The organism is Streptomyces nanhaiensis, from assembly GCF_046614825.1.
In the GTDB taxonomy this organism is placed as follows: domain Bacteria; phylum Actinomycetota; class Actinomycetes; order Streptomycetales; family Streptomycetaceae; genus Streptomyces; species Streptomyces radiopugnans.
In genome coordinates this window covers 1-15,856 of sequence record NZ_JBKJFM010000143.1, presented here as the reverse complement: position 1 = coordinate 15,856, position 15,856 = coordinate 1, and the positions used below count along the sequence as shown (strand labels likewise).

The 15,856-nt window shown below is 75.0% G+C and carries 10 protein-coding genes and 1 pseudogene; 3 read left to right on the top strand and 8 right to left on the bottom strand.

The window, feature by feature from the left end:
• Together ACLIYP_RS24430 and ACLIYP_RS24425 are read left to right on the top strand one after the other, a co-directional pair.
• A pseudogene (locus ACLIYP_RS24430) lies at nucleotides 1-566 on the top strand (ThiF family adenylyltransferase); the annotation flags it as partial.
• 54 nt (nucleotides 567-620) lie between these two features.
• A complete protein-coding gene (locus tag ACLIYP_RS24425; RefSeq protein WP_412715265.1) occupies nucleotides 621-2,021 on the top strand; it encodes an ABC1 kinase family protein in 1,401 nt (466 codons plus the stop codon).
• 197 nt (nucleotides 2,022-2,218) lie between these two features.
• Here the strand turns inward: ACLIYP_RS24425 and ACLIYP_RS24420 are convergent, their stop codons facing one another.
• The 4 genes from ACLIYP_RS24420 to ACLIYP_RS24405 all read right to left on the bottom strand — a co-directional run bounded on the left by ACLIYP_RS24420 (nucleotide 2,219) and on the right by ACLIYP_RS24405 (nucleotide 5,755).
• Nucleotides 2,219-2,542 (bottom strand): hypothetical protein, encoded by a 324-nt coding sequence (locus ACLIYP_RS24420; protein ID WP_410536582.1) that lies wholly within the window; start codon nucleotides 2,540-2,542, stop codon nucleotides 2,219-2,221.
• Complete coding sequence (locus ACLIYP_RS24415) at nucleotides 2,539-2,901, bottom strand: WhiB family transcriptional regulator (protein WP_093661313.1); 363 nt, start codon at nucleotides 2,899-2,901, stop codon at nucleotides 2,539-2,541. Before ACLIYP_RS24415 ends, ACLIYP_RS24420 begins: the two co-directional genes overlap by 4 nt.
• Nucleotides 2,902-3,033: 132 nt before the next feature.
• A complete protein-coding gene (locus ACLIYP_RS24410) occupies nucleotides 3,034-3,351 on the bottom strand; it encodes a hypothetical protein (RefSeq protein ID WP_412715264.1) in 318 nt (105 codons plus the stop codon).
• A 151-nt stretch (nucleotides 3,352-3,502) separates the two neighbouring features.
• A complete protein-coding gene (locus ACLIYP_RS24405; protein WP_412715263.1) occupies nucleotides 3,503-5,755 on the bottom strand; it encodes an ATP-dependent DNA helicase UvrD2 in 2,253 nt (750 codons plus the stop codon).
• Between the two features lie 227 nt (nucleotides 5,756-5,982).
• On the opposite strand from ACLIYP_RS24405, the gene ACLIYP_RS24400 reads away from it, so the two are divergent.
• The gene (locus ACLIYP_RS24400) at nucleotides 5,983-6,225 is read left to right on the top strand and encodes a mycoredoxin (RefSeq protein ID WP_093661309.1); all 243 of its coding nucleotides are present in this window, start codon (nucleotides 5,983-5,985) and stop codon (nucleotides 6,223-6,225) included.
• A gap of 60 nt (nucleotides 6,226-6,285) precedes the next feature.
• Here ACLIYP_RS24400 and nudC read toward each other — a convergent pair whose 3' ends face one another.
• From nudC to ACLIYP_RS24380, 4 genes are all read right to left on the bottom strand, one after another.
• The gene (gene nudC, locus ACLIYP_RS24395; RefSeq protein ID WP_412715262.1) at nucleotides 6,286-7,227 is read right to left on the bottom strand and encodes an NAD(+) diphosphatase; all 942 of its coding nucleotides are present in this window, start codon (nucleotides 7,225-7,227) and stop codon (nucleotides 6,286-6,288) included.
• A 259-nt stretch (nucleotides 7,228-7,486) separates the two neighbouring features.
• Nucleotides 7,487-10,981, bottom strand: coding sequence for a UvrD-helicase domain-containing protein (locus ACLIYP_RS24390; RefSeq protein WP_412715261.1), 3,495 nt, complete (start codon nucleotides 10,979-10,981; stop codon nucleotides 7,487-7,489).
• Between the two features lie 103 nt (nucleotides 10,982-11,084).
• On the bottom strand, nucleotides 11,085-11,972 hold the full coding sequence (locus ACLIYP_RS24385; protein WP_412715260.1) for a hypothetical protein: 888 nt from the start codon (nucleotides 11,970-11,972) through the stop codon (nucleotides 11,085-11,087).
• Between the two features lie 129 nt (nucleotides 11,973-12,101).
• Entirely contained in the window at nucleotides 12,102-15,512 is a 3,411-nt protein-coding gene (locus ACLIYP_RS24380; RefSeq protein ID WP_412715259.1) for an ATP-dependent helicase, read from the bottom strand.
• Nucleotides 15,513-15,856: the final 344 nt, after the last annotated feature.

The following is a 15,856-nucleotide window of genomic DNA, read 5'->3' as shown; positions in this document are numbered from 1 at the left end:
CCGCCGGGACCGGGCCGCCCCGCCCCGGCCGGGGGGACGGCGCCGGCCGGGGGGAGTGCGCGCCGGGGCTCGCTCTGGTGGTGATCGCCCCGCGCGACGGCCTGGCCGCCTACGCCCCGGATCCCGCCGCGGCCGAGGAACTGGTCCGGGACGGGCGGCCGCATCTGTACGCCGGTGTGGTCGAGGCCACCGGCTTCGTGGGCCCGCTGGTACTGCCGGGCGCGGCGGCCTGCGCGGAGTGCCTGATGCTCGGGTGCGCCGAGCGGGAGCCCGCCTGGCCGCTGGTGGTGGCACAGTGGAGGTCGGCACGGCGGTCGGCGGTGCCCGCCTGCGACGTGGCGCTGGCGACGGTGGTCGCGGGGGCCACCGCCTCCTGTGCGCTGAGCTTCCTGGACGGGGACGAGAGCTGTGTCACGGACTCGCGGCAGCACTGGGTGCTGCCGCGGCTGCGCGCCGAGTGCGAGCCGGTGCGGCCTCATCCGGAGTGTCCGTGCGGTGCGGCTTCCGGGCACGGCGGCCGCCCGCTCTCGGCGGACGGGGCCCGGCGGTCCACAATGGCCACATGACCGCTGTCCTCGGCGCTGCCACCTGGTCGTGCTGTCGGGAAGTTGGAGGGGCACATGTCGGATCTTCCGCGTAAGGCCGTCACCCGTACCGCCAAGCTGGCCGCGCTGCCGCTGGGGATGGCGGGGCGCGCGACCTGGGGGCTGGGCAAGCGGATCGGCGGATACTCCGCGGACCTGGTCGGGCAGGAGTTGCAGCAGCGCACCGCCGAGCAGCTCTTCAAGGTCCTCGGGGAGCTGAAGGGCGGCGCCATGAAGTTCGGCCAGGCGCTGTCGGTCTTCGAGTCGGCGCTCCCGGAGGAGGTGGCCGGCCCCTACCGCGCGGCCCTGACCAAACTCCAGGAGGCGGCGCCGCCGATGCCGGTGGCCACGGTGCACGCCGCGCTGGCCGAGCGCATGGGCGAGGACTGGCGGGAGCTGTTCGAGGAGTTCGAGGACAAGCCCTCGGCGGCGGCCTCGATCGGGCAGGTGCACCGCGGTGTCTGGCACGACGGCCGCCCGGTGGCCGTGAAGGTGCAGTACCCCGGTGCCGGTGAGGCCCTGCTGTCGGACCTGAACCAGCTGGGGCGCTTCGTCCGGCTGCTGGGCCCGCTCATCCCGGGCGTGGACATCAAGCCGCTGGTCTCGGAGATGCGCGACCGGCTCAGCGAGGAGCTGGACTACGAGCTGGAGGCGCGGGCGCAGCGGGCGTACGCGGAGGAGTTCGCCGACGATCCGGACGTGCGGGTGCCGGACGTGGTGTACCAGTGCGACCAGGTACTGGTCACCGAGTGGCTGGAGGGTGTGCCGCTGGCCGATGTGATCCGGGACGGCAGCCGTGAGGAGCGGGACCGGGCCGGGCAGCTGCTGGCGCGTTTCCTCTTCTCCGGCACGGCCCGCACCGGGCTGCTGCACGCCGATCCGCACCCGGGGAACTTCCGTCTGCTGACCGGTGACGCCCCCGACGGGCCGCCCGAGCAGTGGCGGCTGGGGGTGATGGACTTCGGCACGGTCGACCGGCTGCCGGAGGGACTGCCGCCGACGATCGGCGTCGCGCTGCGGATGGCGCTCGACGGCGACGCGGAAGGCGTCCACGAGCTGCTGTGCGACGAGGGCTTCATCAAGCCGTCCGTCGAGCTGGATCCGGACGCCGTGCTGGAGTACCTCCTGCCGATCATCGAACCGGCGCAGGAGGAGGAGTTCGTCTTCTCCCGGGACTGGATGCGGGAGCAGGCCGCGCGGGTCGCCGATCCGCGCTCCCCCGCCTACCAGCTGGGCAAGCAGCTCAACCTGCCGCCCTCCTATCTGCTGATCCACCGGGTGACGCTCAGCACGATCGGTGTGCTGTGCCAGCTCGGCGCGCAGGTGCGCATGCACGAGGAGATGGAGGCGTGGGTGCCCGGTTTCCTGCCGGAGGAGGACGAGGAGTACTTCGACGGTGCCGAGGAGGAGGCGGAGGTGACCGAGACCTCCGCCTGAGGGTCCTGGGGCGGCCGGGCTCGCCGCGCCCCGCCCGGAGAAGGGCGGGAGCCGGGGCGGTGACCGCCCCGGCTCCCGGTCTGTCTCGTCGCCTTCCGCTCCCGGCCGTCCGGCCCCGGCTCCGGTCCGGCTCCGGTCCATCAGGGCCGGCGGAGGAGAGCTGTCACCGGCCCGGCAGCGGCCGGGCCGGTGAGCCGTCACTGCATGATGGCCAGGGCCAGCGCGCGGCGGGCCCGCAGGGAGGCCCGTTCGGCGCGGCGCTGCATACGGCGGGCGGTGATCACCCGGTGGCCGAGTTGCTCCAACTCGGCCTCCCGCATGCGTTCGCGCATATGGGCACGGGCCATGGCTTCTGGGATGAGTTGCATGTCGCGGGTCCTGTTCTGGAGCGAGGCGGTGGCGTCGGGCTGTGTGCTCGCGTGGTTGTCGGTGTTGAGGGTCATCGCGGATTCCGGCTTCGGGAAGGGACGCAGCGCGGGACCGTGCGTCGCGGGGTGATCGATCGTGCCGACGGTGTTCATGCCGTGACCGGGTTCTTGCGGGGACGGCCGCGCGGCCGCTTGCGGGGGACGACGACCCCCTGGACGAACAGTTCGCCGCCCCAGACGCCCCAGGGCTCGCGGCGGTCCTTGGCGCCGGCGAGGCAGGCCTCGCGCAGCGGGCAGGTCTGGCACAGGGACTTGGCGTACTCCACGTCGGCCGGCGACTCGGCGAAGAAGACCTCCGGGTCGTAGCTGCGGCAGGGCACGGCCACACCGAGACGCTCGATGGCGTCGTCGAGCTCGGTGAGCGTGGTGAGCGGGGTCAAGGAGTCCTCCGTGGAATCGGACGTTCGGATCGGGTCGGGCTGTACGGACGGGGCGTGCGTCTGGATGTGCACGGCGGTGGATTCCTCGTCTGTGTGTCGTCTCTTCGACCCGGCTGGTGGCCGGGCCGCTTGGGGAAAACAGAAGGGCCGCGGATCCCGGTGTGGGTTCCGCGGCCCTGGAAGGTGCCGACCTGATCGTGCCGATCAGGCTGGATCTCTCCAGGGTTCGAGCCCACGGAAGGCCCACATCGTGTGGTGCTTGGCCTGCTTCTGTCCGTTGCCGGCACCGTTGGCCGCGCCGGTGAAGGCATAGGCATCAGCCTGTGCCGCCGCCACTACCGCGGGTGCCTGGGTCGGTCGCTCGCTGACCCGCTCACGGATCGGCAGAACCGCGAGGGAGACCGGGCGCACGGCCGCGGCACCGAGGGCGCGGGTGCCGGACAGGCGGGAACCGAGCAGGCAGGAGGCGAGGACCTCGCGACCGATCGGTTCCGTGGTGATGGTGGTGATCGTGGTGGTCATCGAAGTTCGCCTCCTCTCGGCGCTTTGGGGGATCGATCGGGTGTGTCGATCCGGGCGTTCAGGGTTCAGTACAGCATGGATTCGGTGGAGCCAGTAGGCCCCGCCTCGTCCATGCCCGGAAGGCTATGAGGGTTTGGACGGCCCGCGCAAACTATTTTCCGGGCGGATTCGTAACAGCCTCTGTGACAGATTCCGGAATCTCCTCATCCGCTTGTTCGGCCGTCTGTTCGCCCGCCGGTTCGCCCGGATCCGCGCCGATCTCCTCGCCCGCGCACAGGGCCAGCACATCGGCGCCGAACCTCTGGAGTTTGCGCCCGCCCACGCCCGGGATCCGCGCCAGCTCCGCCTCGTTGTCGGGCAGCGCCTCGGCGATCGCCATGAGGGTCTTGTCGGTGAAGACGCAGTAGGCCGGCTGGCCGAGCTGCCGCGCCTGGGCCGAGCGCCACTCGCGCAGCCGCTCGTACAGTTCCTCGTCGAGATCGGAGGGGCAGCCCTCACAGCGCATCAGCTTGATCTCGCCCGCGTCGGTGAGGGTGCGCCCGCACACCCGGCACCGCACCGGACCGCGCCGCCTGCGCGAACGTCCGCCGCCGCGCTCCACCCCGCCGGCGCCGGCGCGGCCGCCACCGGCGGGCGGGGAGCCGGGCCGCAGCCCCGCCAGGAAACGGCTCGGGCGGCGTCCGCCCCGGCCGCCCGGCGAACGCGACAGCGCCCAGGACAGGGAGAGGTGGTGCCGGGCCCGGGTGACGCCGACGTAGAGCAGCCGGCGCTCCTCCTCGATCTGCTCGTCGGTCTTCGCGTAACTGATCGGCAGCGTCCCGTCCGTCAGCCCGACCAGGAAGACCGCGTCCCATTCCAGACCCTTGGCGGAGTGCAGCGAGGCGAGGGTGACGCCCTCGACGGTGGGGGCGTGCTGGGCGTTCGCCCGCTCGTCCAGCTCGGCCACGAGGTCGGCCAGCGTCGCCTGCGGCCGGGCCCGCGCGAAGTCCTCGGCCAGCCGCACCAGGGCGGCCAGGGACTCCCAGCGGTCGCGTACCGCCCCCGATCCGGCCGGGGGCTGCGGCGCCCAGCCGGTGCCGCCGAGCACCGCCCGCACCTGGGAGGGGAGGTCCACGGTGTCGGCCAGCAGCGGGTCGTTGCCCTCGGCACGCGCCGCGCCGCGCAGGGCGACACCGGCCTCTCGCACCTCGGGCCGCTCGAAGAAGCGCTCGGCGCCGCGCAGTTGGTAGGGCACTCCCGCGTCCGCCAGGGCCTGTTCGTAGACCTCGGACTGGGCGTTGACGCGGTAGAGCACCGCGACCTCGCTCGCGGGCACCCCCGCGTCCATCAGCTCCCGGATGCGGCGGGCGACGCCCTCGGCCTCGGCGGGCTCGTCCGGGTACTCGGTGTAGACGGGATCGGGCCCGGCCCCGCGCTGGGAGACCAGCTCCAGCCGGTGCTCGGCGGCCCGGCCCCGGGCCTGGGCCAGCAGCCCGTTGGCCAGGTGCACCACCTGCGGCGTGGAGCGGTAGTCGCGCACCAGCTTCACCACCGTGGCGCCGGGGTGCCGGGTGCGGAAGTCGAGCAGGTGGTCCGGGGTGGCCCCGGTGAAGGAGTAGATCGTCTGGCTGGCGTCGCCGACGACGCAGATGCTCTCCCGGTCCCCCAGCCACAACTCAAGCAGCCGCTGCTGCAGGGGGCTGACGTCCTGGTACTCGTCCACCACGAAGTGCTGGTACTGCCGCCGCACGGTGTCGGCGATGTCCGGCCGCTCCTGGAGGATGCCGACCATGAGCAGCAGCACGTCCTCGAAGTCGATGACCGAGCGCTCGCGCTTGAGCTGCTCGTAGAGCCCGTAGATCCGGCTGACCTCGGCCGGGTCGCGCGGGGCCTCGCGCGAGGACTTCGCCACCGCGGCCGGATAGTCCTCCGGGACGCTCTGGGTGACCTTGGCCCACTCGATCTCGCCCGTCACGTCGCGCAGTTCGTTGCGGTCGAGACGGATGCGGCAGCGCGCCGCGGCCTCGGCGACGAGCTGGACCTTGCGCTCCAGCAGGCGCGGCAGATCACCGCCGATCGCCTTCGGCCAGAAGAACTGCAGCTGGCGCAGGGCCGCGGAGTGGAAGGTGCGGGCCTGCACACCGCCGGCGCCGAGCTGGCGCAGCCGACCGCGCATCTCGCCCGCCGCGCGGTTGGTGAAGGTGACGGCCAGCACGCTCGCGGGCGGGAGCACCCCCGCCAGCACCCCGTACGCGATCCGGTGCGTGATCGCGCGCGTCTTGCCCGTACCGGCCCCCGCCAGCACGCACACCGGGCCGTGCAGTGCCGTCGCCACCTCGCGCTGCTCCGGATCGAGTCCTTCGAGCACCGCGTCGGGCGAATCGGGGACGTGGGGGAAGGGGGAGGAGGGCGTTGCTGCTGTCACCCCGCCATGCTGCCAGGTCGGCCCGGGGGCCGGTAACCGTCGTCCACAGGTGGCCGGGACTCGTAGCAGGAACGCCCCGCGGAACCCCGGTCCGGGCACCGGAGCGGCGCCGGCCGAGGGTGCGCTCGTGGACGACGCCGTCCGGACCGCCGGGAATGAGCCCGGCCGCTTGAACGTTCCACCGATGCCAGTACGCCGACAAGCCGAGACGAGGAGCACGAGAACCCATGGCGGGAACGGTCACGATGTACAGCACCACCTGGTGCGGCTACTGCCGTCGGCTCAAGGGCCAGATGGACCGCGAGGGAATCGCGTACACCGAGGTCAACATCGAGCACGACCCGGAGGCCGCGGCCTTCGTCGAGAAGGTCAACAACGGCAACCAGCTGGTCCCGACCGTGCTCTTCCCCGACGGCTCGGCCCTGCCCAACCCGTCGATCGCGACGGTGAAGGCCGTTCTGGGCGCCTGACACACCACCGCCGGCCGCCCGCCGCGCGCCCGGTGAGCCGGGCCCGCGGCGGGCGGTCCGTCACAGCGGACCGGGCAGCGGCTGCCCGTACCACATCTCGATCAGCCGGGCCGCGATCGAGATGCCCGACGGCGGCAGCACCTCGCCGGAGGCGAACGCGGCGCGCAGTTCCTCGCGGGAGAACCAGCGGGCCTCCTCGATCTCCTCGCCGTCCACCCGGATCTCGGTGGACGTGGCGTGCGCGACGAAGCCCAGCATCAGGCTGGAGGGGAAGGGCCACGGCTGGCTGGCGACGTACTCGACCCTGCCGATCGTGACGCCCGCCTCCTCGCCCGCCTCGCGGACGACCGCCTGCTCGATGGACTCGCCCGGCTCCACGAACCCCGCGAGCGTGGAGAAGCGGCCCTTGGGCCAGTGCACCTGGCGGCCCAGCAGCGCCCGGCCCCCCGGGTCCGTCACCAGCATGATCACGGCCGGGTCGGTGCGCGGGTAGTGCTCGCCGCCGCAGGCCGGGCAGCGGCGGATGTGGCCGGCGGCGGCGATGACCGTGCGCTCGCCGCAGCGCGAGCAGAAACGGTGCATGCGCTGCCAGTTCTCCAGGGCCACGGCGTGCACCATCAGCTGGGCGTCGCGTTCGGAGAGCAGCATGCCCGCCTCCCGCAGTCCGGCCGGGCGGGCCGCGTCGTCCATCCGGCCCGGCAGCGCGTCCTTCTGGAGCGCGAAGTAGCGCACCCCGTCCCCGTCGATGCCGAGGAAGTAGCGGTGCGCCTCGGTCAGCGGGGCGTCGAAGGACGGCATGGTCACCAGTTCGGCGCGGCCGTCCCCGGTGTCCTCGATCAGCACCTGCCCGCCGGACACCACGAAGCAGCGGGTCGTCGGGTGACTCCAGGCCGCCCCGAGCCAGGCCTCGTCCAGCCGGTGGTGGGCGGCCCGGTCTATGCCGCCGGTGGCGGTGAGCGTGACCGGAGGGCGGGCGGTGGTGTGGTCGGGCCAGGTGATCACGGCTGCTACCAACTTCCCCTGCTGCGTGAGCGGTGGTTCGGGTGCGTACGACGGCCGCCGGACCATCCCGTGCAGTCCGGGTGCGGTGGAAGACCCGTCCCCCTCCGTCCGCGGCGGCGCCCGCGCACAGCCGTCCCGTCCGCTCCCCCGTGCCGGGGGAGGGGGGCGCCGACCGTCCGCGGGGACGGCGGGCCGGCCTGCGGTGCGCACGCGGACGGCGGTGTCCACGAGCGGCCGGGGTGGTGCTCATGCCCCGAGCCTATCCGGCCGTCCCGCCCGTCCCGGAATCGGCCGCCGCGTCCCGCCGGACGCCGGGCACCCCCCGGCCGCCCGGGATGTCCGGAACATCCGGGGCGTCCATGCCCCCCGTGCCGTCCGCGCCCTCCGCGCCGTGCGAGCCGTCCGTGACGTCCGCGCCGTGCAGCAGCAGCCGTTCCAGACCGGCTCGGCCCGGCAGCCGGGCGGGGCGGACCAGCTCCCCGCTGCGGACGTGGAGGAAGGCGGCGCGCACGGCCTCGGGCGGCAGCCCGTGCCGCTCGGCCCAGGCGAGGCGGTAGACGGCGAGCTGGAGCGGGTCGGCCCTGCCGGAGTGCCCGGTCTTCCAGTCGATGATCTCGAAGCGGCCCTCCTCGTCGCGGTACACCGCGTCGATCCGGCCCCGGACCACCCGGCCCGCGAGCACCAGCCGGAAGGGCGCCTCGACGCGGTAGGGGGTGCGGTGCGCGTAGGGAGTGCGCCCGAACGCCTCCTTGAGCGCGGCGAGGTCCTTCTCGTCGGCGATCCCGGTGTCGTCGCCGCCCGGGTACGTTCCGCCCTCCTCCTCCGCGCCCGGCAGCTCCTCGGGGTCGTGCAGGGGCAGCTCCAGCTCCTCGAAGCGCGACTCCACCCAGGCGTGGAAGCGGGCGCCCCGGCGGGCGGCCGCGGGCCGCGGCGGCCGCGGCATGGGCCGGGCCAGGTCCCGCGCGAAGCCCTCGGGGTCGGCGGCCAGGCGTACGAGCTGGGTCGCGGAGAGCGCCGGGGGCAGCGGCACCTCCCGCACGCCCGACCGGGCCCGCCGCAGTTCGGCGGTGAGCGCCTCGATGTCGCGGTCCCAGGAGGCGACGGTCCGCGCGTCCTCCCCCACCGGTTCCGGCCCGGCTTCCGGCCCGGCCTCCGGGGCGGGCACGGATTCCGGCTCCGGGTCAGGCTCCGGAGCCGTACGGGGGCGGGGCAGCGTACGTCCGCCCGCCCTCCCGTCCGTCCCCGTCCGCCCGTCCAGGCGGGCCATGACCCGCGCGGCGGCGGCACGGCGGCGGGCCAGGGCCTCCTCGTCCAGCGGCAGTGGCCAGACGCGCTCCTCGGCCCGCTCCTCGAGGGCCGGGTTCTCCTCGCCCTCCTCCGGCTCCCCGGCCCAGTGCTCGACCTCGCCGTGCCGCGGGTCGGCCTCGCAGTGCGCGCGCAGCGCCTCCAGGAAGGAGGAGGGACCGCGCGGCCTCTTCTGGCTGGGCCCCCACCAGTGGCCCGAGCCCAGCAGCAGGGAGCGGGGCCGGGTGAAGGCGACGTAGCCCAGCCGCAGCTCCTCGGTGTGCTGGTGCTCCTTGACCGCCTCGTCGTAGGCCCTGCGGTCCCCGGCCGTCCAGCCGGCCAGTTCGGGAAGCGTCCCCGCGTCGCCGCGCAGCGCGGGCGGCAGCACCTTCGGCTGGGAGAGCCAGGACTCGCGGGCCTGCCCGCTGGGGAAGTTCCCGGCCACCAGCCCGGGGACGGCGACCACGTCCCACTCCAGGCCCTTGGACTTGTGCGCGGTGAGGACCTTGACGGTGTTCTCCTCCCCGGGCAGCGAGCTGTCCAGGCCCTTCTCGTACTCGGCCGCGGCGCGCAGGAAGCCCAGGAAGGCCAGCAGGGTGGACTGCCCGTCCAGCGAGGCGAATCCGGCGGCGACGTCCAGGAACGCGCCGAGGGTCTCCCGGCGGCGGGCGGCCAGCGCGTGCGGGGACGCGGAGAGTTCGACCTCCAGGCCGGTGACGGACAGCACCCGGTGCAGCACGTCCATCAGCGGGTCGGCGAGCGAGGTCCGCAGATCGCGTATCTCCTTGGCCAGCCGGGCGAAGCGCACCCGGGCGTCGGCCGAGAACGGCAGCGGGTCGTCGTGGCCGCCGGTGCCCAGGAAGGTGTCGAGGGCGTCGGCGAGCGAGACCACCTCGGCCGGGTCGGTGCCCTCCACGGCCGCCGCCAGCCGCGCCTCGACGCCGGCGTCCCCGTCGCCCGTACGCGGGCCGCCGGGCACCAGCAGCCGGGCGCGGCGGCCCAGCAGGGCGAGGTCGCGCGGGCCGATGCGCCAGCGCGGGCCGGTGAGCAGGCGCACCAGGGCGGCGTTGGCGGTCGGGTCCTGGAGGACCTCGCACATGGCGACCAGATCGGCGATCTCCGGAAGATGCAGCAGTCCCGACAGACCGACGACCTCGACCGGCACCCCGCGCTCCACCAGCGCGCCCTGGATCCGCGCGAAGTCGCCGGCGGTGCGGCACAGCACGGCGATCCGGCCGGGCTGGGTGCCGGTGTTCACCAGGTGGGCGACGGAGTCGGCCAGCCACGCGATCTCCTCGGCGTGGGTGCGCAGCAGCGCGCAGCGCACCAGGCCGTCGTGCTCGGCGCCCGGTGCGGGACGCAGCGCCTCCACGCCCGCGTGGCGGGCGCGCAGCGGGGCGGCCAGGGTGTTGGCCAGCTCCAGCAGCCGTCCGCCGCTGCGGCGGTTCTCGCTCAGGGCGTGGCGGCGGGCGGGGGTGCCGTCGGCGAGCGGGAAGTGCTCGGGGAAGTCGTCGAGGTTGGCCACGGACGCGCCGCGCCAGCCGTAGATGGCCTGGCAGGGGTCGCCGACGGCGGTGACGGCATGGCCGGTGCCTCCCCCGAACAGGCCGGCCAGCATGACGCGCTGGGCCACGGAGGTGTCCTGGTACTCGTCCAGCAGCACCACGGCGTACTCCTCGCGCAGGATCCGCCCGACCTCGGGCACGTCGCGCGCCAGCCTCGCCGACAGGGCCATCTGGTCGCCGAAGTCGAGCAGTTCGCGCTCCCGCTTGCGCCTGCGGTACTCCTCGACCAGCCCCAGCAGTTCCAGGCGGCCCCGCGCGGTCTCGGGCACCTTCCGCAGGGCGGCGTTGGTGAGGCTCACCGCGCCGCTCTCCAGCAGATCGAGCAACTCGCGGTCGTACGCGCGCAGCCGGTCCGGTTCCACCAGGTGCTCGGAGAGCTCGCCGTCGAGGGCGAGGAGGTCGCGCACCAGCTCGCCGACGGACTTGGTCAGCGCCGTGAAGGGACCGGGCGCGGTGCGCAGCACCGAGGCGGCGAGCTGGTAGCGGGTGGCGTCGGCCAGCAGGCGGGCGGACGGCTCGACGCCCAGCCGCAGTCCGTGCTCGCCCAGCAACTGCCCGGCGAAGGCGTGGTAGGTGGAGATCCGCGGTTCGCCGGGCGGCTGCTCGGGGCCGGCGGGGTCGGGGTCGAGCACGCCCGCCCTGTGCAGCGCCCCGCGCACGCGTTCGGCCAGCTCGCCCGCCGCCTTGTTGGTGAAGGTCAGGCCCAGCACGCGCTCGGGCGCGACCTGCCCGGTGCCCACCAGCCAGACCACCCGGGCGGCCATCACCGTCGTCTTGCCCGAACCGGCTCCGGCCACGATGACCTGCGGCGCGGGCGGAGCGGTGATGCACTCCATCTGCTCGGCGGTGAAGGGGATGCCGAGGATCCGCCGGAGGTCGTCGGAGTCGGTGAGGTGTGCGGGCACCCACAAGACGCTAGCGCGCCGCGCCGACAGCCGCGGCGCGGCGGTGGCGGGCGGGGGCCGCCCGGAAGGCGGCGCCCTCCCCCCGACGGGGCGTCAACTCCGCTCAGACGGACTCGTGCAGGCCGGAGTCCTCGCGCATCTCGCTCAGGTCGAGAACCTCGTCCGGATCCGGCACCTCGACCACGACCTCCTCCCCGTGGCCGGTGAAGTCCATCACACCCGGCTCGCCGCTCCCCTCGTTCTCCATCCTCAGCAGATAGGGCCGGTCGTCGTCGTTGGCGACATAGGCGGTGGTGGTCCCCTCGCCGTCCTCCTCCTGGACCAGCGGGATGACCTCCCGGCCGTCGAGGTCGACGGGCTCGCGCTTCCCGGTCTCCCCGGACCCGCCGGACTCCATGTCCTCCAGCAGCCCGTCGAGGTCGCAGAAGGCGCCCGGGCCCGCGCCGGACTCCCCGGAACCCGTCTTCACCCAGCGCTCCGAGAGCATCTCGACGGCCACGTCCTCCCCCGGCCCGCCGTCGCTCCGGCTCTCCCAGAACCGCTCGTCGCCCTTCATGTACGTCTGCCCCTCGGCGGCGAGGATCTCGGCGGTGCCTCCGCCCACCGTCATGGTGCCGGTGCACTCCCCGCCCCCGGCGAGCGCCAGGTCGATCGTCATCCTCCCGTCGCCGGCGGCGGCCACCCAGCCGGTGACGCGCAGCGAGTCGGCCTCCCTCATCGCCTCGGCGGCCCGTTCCATGATCTTCCCGGCGGAGCTCTGCTCCAGCCTCGTCCTGCCGAATCCTCCGGTGAGGGGGGCGCCCTCCTTCTCCCCGGCCTCCTCCGGAGCCGCCGGATCCGTCCCGCCGATCCCCGGCGGGAAACCGCCTCCCGGTCCGGATTCCGCTCCGCCCGTACCGCCCGGCCCGCTCGGCCCGCCTGAGCAGCCCGTCAGCACCACGGCCATGGCGCAGACCACCGCCGCCGCCAGAAGCCCCCGCTTCTCCCCCACCGGTCCGCCGCCTCCCGTTCGTACGATGCCGTTCCGGAACATGGGACCACGAAGCGCCGACAACCGGTTCCCGGGACCGGGACCGGATTCCCGGCCCGGGCGGCGCCCGCCCCCACCCCGCCCCCACGCTCACTCCACGATGTGGCGCCCCTCGGGGCGGGCGCTGCACGCCCCCTTGAACGAGCAGGTGTCGCAGTGCCGTCCGGGGGAGGGCGTGAACCGCTCGTCAAGAACGCGCCCGGCGGCGTCGGCCAGCAGCTCGCCGACCCACTCCCCGTCCCCGTCGTAGGAGGACAGGGCGCGCTGCCGCTGCACGGCGGGGAGTTCGTCGCCGCCCTCCCGCTTCGGCGCGCCGATCCTGAGCTGGACCAGCTCCGCGCCGCCCGGCTCCGGCCGCCCCCCGAAGCCCTCGACCCCGTCGAGGGCGCCCTCGCGCACCGCGAGCTGGTAGACGGCCAGTTGGGGGTGGCGCTCGACCTCGGCAGCGGTCGGCCTGCTCCTGCCCGTCTTGAAGTCGACGACGTACGCCCGGCCGTCGGGCCCGCGCTCGACCCGGTCCATGGAGCCGCGGACGCGGACCCGGTGGCCGCCCGCCTCCAGCGTCACGTCGAAGTCGTGCTCGGTGGCGGCCGTCTCGCGCCCGAGGTCGCGCTCCATCACGTGCCAGCGCAGGAAGCGCTCCAGGGCCGCGCGGGCGTTCTCCCTCTCCTGCCGCGACTTCCAGGGCGCGTCGAAGGCGAGCGAGTCCCACACCGAGTCCAGCCGCTCCAGCAGGACGGACAGGTCGGCGGGGGTGCCGCCGGAGGCGACCTCGTCGGCCAGGACGTGCACCACGTTGCCGAAGCCCTGGGCCGCGGTCGCGGGCGGCTCCGCCTTCACCTCTCGGCCCAGGAACCACTGGAGCGAGCAGGCGGTGGCCAGTTGGTGCAGCGCGCTGCCGGAGAGGGCGACCGGCCGGTCCCTGTCCCGCAGCGGCACCTCGCAGCGGGTCGGCTCGTACAGCCCCCACCAGCGGTGCGGGTGGGCGGCGGGGACCAGGGGGACGCCGTCGTCGTCGCGCAGCGCGGCCAGGGCGGCCAGCCGTTCGGCCGCGGCCTCGCGCAGCCCGGGGGTGGCACCGGGGTTGACGGTGGTGGCGCGCAACTCGGCGACCAGGGCGGACACCGACAGCGGGCGGCGCGGGCGGGCGGCGACGTCCTCCGGCTCGACGCCCAGCTCGGTCAGGAAGCGGGAGGGCTGGTCGCCGTCCTCGGCAGCGGCCCGCACCGCGGTGACGACCAGGCGGTCGGCCGCGCGGGTGGCCGCCACGTAGAACAGCCGGCGCTCCTCGGCCAGCATCGCGCCGGGGGTGAGCGGTTCGGCCAGCCCGTCGCGGCCTATCCGGTCGGGTTCCAGCAGGGAGCCGCGCCGCCGCAGGTCGGGCCAGAGCCCCTCCTGCACCCCGGCGACGACCACCAGCCGCCACTGCAGGCCCTTGGCCCGGTGCGCGGTCATCAGCCGCACCGCGTCGGGGCGCAGCGCGCGGGGGGCGATGGTGTCGCCGGCGATGTCCTGGGCGTCCAGCTCCTCCAGGAAGTTGAGCGCACCGCGCCCGCCGGCGCGCTCCTCGGCGCGGGCGGCGGCGGCGAACAGCGCGCAGACCGCGTCCAGATCGCGGTCGGCGTTGCGGCCGGCGGTGCCGCCGCGTTCGGCGGCGCGCCGCAGCCGGGCGGGCCACCGGCCGTCCCGGTCGCCGTCCAGGCCGTCGTTCCACAGCAGCCACAGCGCCTCCTCGGCCGTGGCGCCGCCGGCCAGCGCCTGGCGCGCCTTGCGCAGCAGCAGCCCCAGCTCTCGGGCGCCGCGCGCGTACGACGGGTCGTGCGCCACCAGCCGTTCGGGCTCGGACAGCGCCTCGGCCAGCAGCTCGTCCGAGGGGCGGGGCACGGCGCGGCCGGCGGCGCGCTCCTCCTCGCGCAGGGCCCTGCCCAGGCGGCGCAGATCGGCGCCGTCCATGCCGCCCAGCGGGGAGGTCAGCAGGGTGAGCGCGGTCTCCACGCCGATCCAGGGCCCGTCCGCACCGCCTTCCGCACTGGTGTCCGCACCGTCGTCCGCGCCGTCGTTCGCACCGTCGTCCGCGCCGCCGGTCTCCCCCGCGGGCCGCCCGGCTCCGCCGGCCCGGCCCGCCCCGGCGGTGTCCGCCACGGCGGCCCGCGCCGCCACCCGGAGCGCGGTCAGCAGGGGCACCACCGCCGGCTCCCGGCTCAGCGGCACGTCGTCGCCGTCGGTCTCCACCGGGACGCCGGCGGCCGTCAGCGCCCGCCGCAGCGCGGGGATGGTGCGGTGTCCGGCACGCACCAGGACCGCCATCTCCCGCCACGGCACGCCCTCCTCGAGACGGGCGCGGCGCAGCAGGTCGGCGATGTTGTCCAGTTCGGCGCCGGGGGTGGGATAGGTGTACACCTCCACCCGGCCGCCCTCCCGGGCCGCCGACAGCTCCCGGTGGGCGCGTACGGTCTCGGCCGGGAGCCGGGTGAGCGGCATGCGGAGGGTGATCCGCCGGGTGGCCTCCAGCACCGCCGAGGCCGATCGGCGGCCGGTGCGCAGCACCGCCACCGGGGCCGGGGCGCCGTCGCGCCGCCGGAAGACGTGGGGGAAGTCGAGGATGCCGTTGACGTCCGAGCCGCGGAAGGCGTAGATCGCCTGGTCGGGATCGCCGAAGGCGACCAGGGTGCGGCCCTGCCCGGCCAGCGCGCGCAGCAGCCGCACCTGCGCCGGGTCGGTGTCCTGGTACTCGTCGACGTACACCGCGTCGTAGCGCGCGGCGAGCTCCGCCCCCACCTCGTCCCGCTCGGCGAGCAGCACCGCGCGGTGGACCAGTTCGGCGTAGTCCAGCACGCCCTGGAGGTCCAGCACGTCGAGGTACTCGGCCAGGAAGGACGCGGCGGCCCGCCAGTCGGGACGGCCGGCGCGGCGGGCGAAGGCGTCCAGCGCGTCCGGGCCCAGACCCAGCTCGCGGCTGCGGGCGAGGACGGCCCGCAGTTCGTCGGCGAAGCCGCGCGTGGTCAGGCAGGCGCGCAGTTCCCCGGGCCAGCGGGCCCGCTCCCTTCCGGTGTCCTCCAGCTCCGCCTGGCCGGCCAGCAGTTCGCGGATGCGCAGGTCCTGCTCGGGGCCGGACAGCAGCCGCAGCGGCTCGGCGAACAGGTCGGCGTCCTGGTGGGCGCGGACCAGCGCGTAGCAGTACGAGTGGAACGTCGTGATCTGCGGAGTCCGCGGCGCGGGCCCGGGCAGGCGGGCCGCCATCCGGTCCCGCAGTTCGACCGCCGCCTTGCGGCCGAAGGTCAGTACGAGGATGCGCTCCGGATCGCCCCCGCGCCGCACGCGCTCGGCGACGGACTCCACCAGGGTGGTGGTCTTGCCGGTGCCGGGCCCGGCCAGGACGAGCAGCGGTCCGCCGCGGTGGTCAACCACCGAGCGCTGGGCTGCGTCCAAGGCAGGGAGGCTCGCCGGACCGGGCGGGGTACGCACCAACCGGTACGTATCGGACTTGTGGGAGGAACTCACGTGGATCGCCGGTCCTGGTCGCTGTGCTGGATGGTGCAGACGGTACGCCAGAGGGCAGCCGTGGCGCACGGCGTCGCACCCGCGTACCGCCCGGGCGGCTCACCGCGGATACGGCGGCGCCATGACGGAAGCTGGTACGTGTGAGGAGTCCAACCCCCGGGGAGTCAGCGACGCCGGGCGGGCCGCTCGCGGGGCCCGGCCCCGTCCGCGCCTCCGCCCGCGTCTGCGGCCGCGTCCGTGCCGGCGCCGCCGTCCGTCCGGGGCGGCCCTCCGCCCGCACCGCCCGCCCCGTCGCGCCCCGGCCGACGGTCCGCCCGCGGTCGGTCGGTCTCGTCGCCGCCGGC

Coding starts and splice junctions, on each gene's coding strand:
- ACLIYP_RS24400 (WP_093661309.1), top strand. CDS start 5,983: ATGGCGGGAACGGTCACGATGTACAGCACCACCTGGTGCGGCTACTGC.
- ACLIYP_RS24420 (WP_410536582.1), bottom strand. CDS start 2,542: ATGAACACCGTCGGCACGATCGATCACCCCGCGACGCACGGTCCCGCG.
- ACLIYP_RS24410 (WP_412715264.1), bottom strand. CDS start 3,351: ATGACCACCACGATCACCACCATCACCACGGAACCGATCGGTCGCGAG.
- ACLIYP_RS24425 (WP_412715265.1), top strand. CDS start 621: ATGTCGGATCTTCCGCGTAAGGCCGTCACCCGTACCGCCAAGCTGGCC.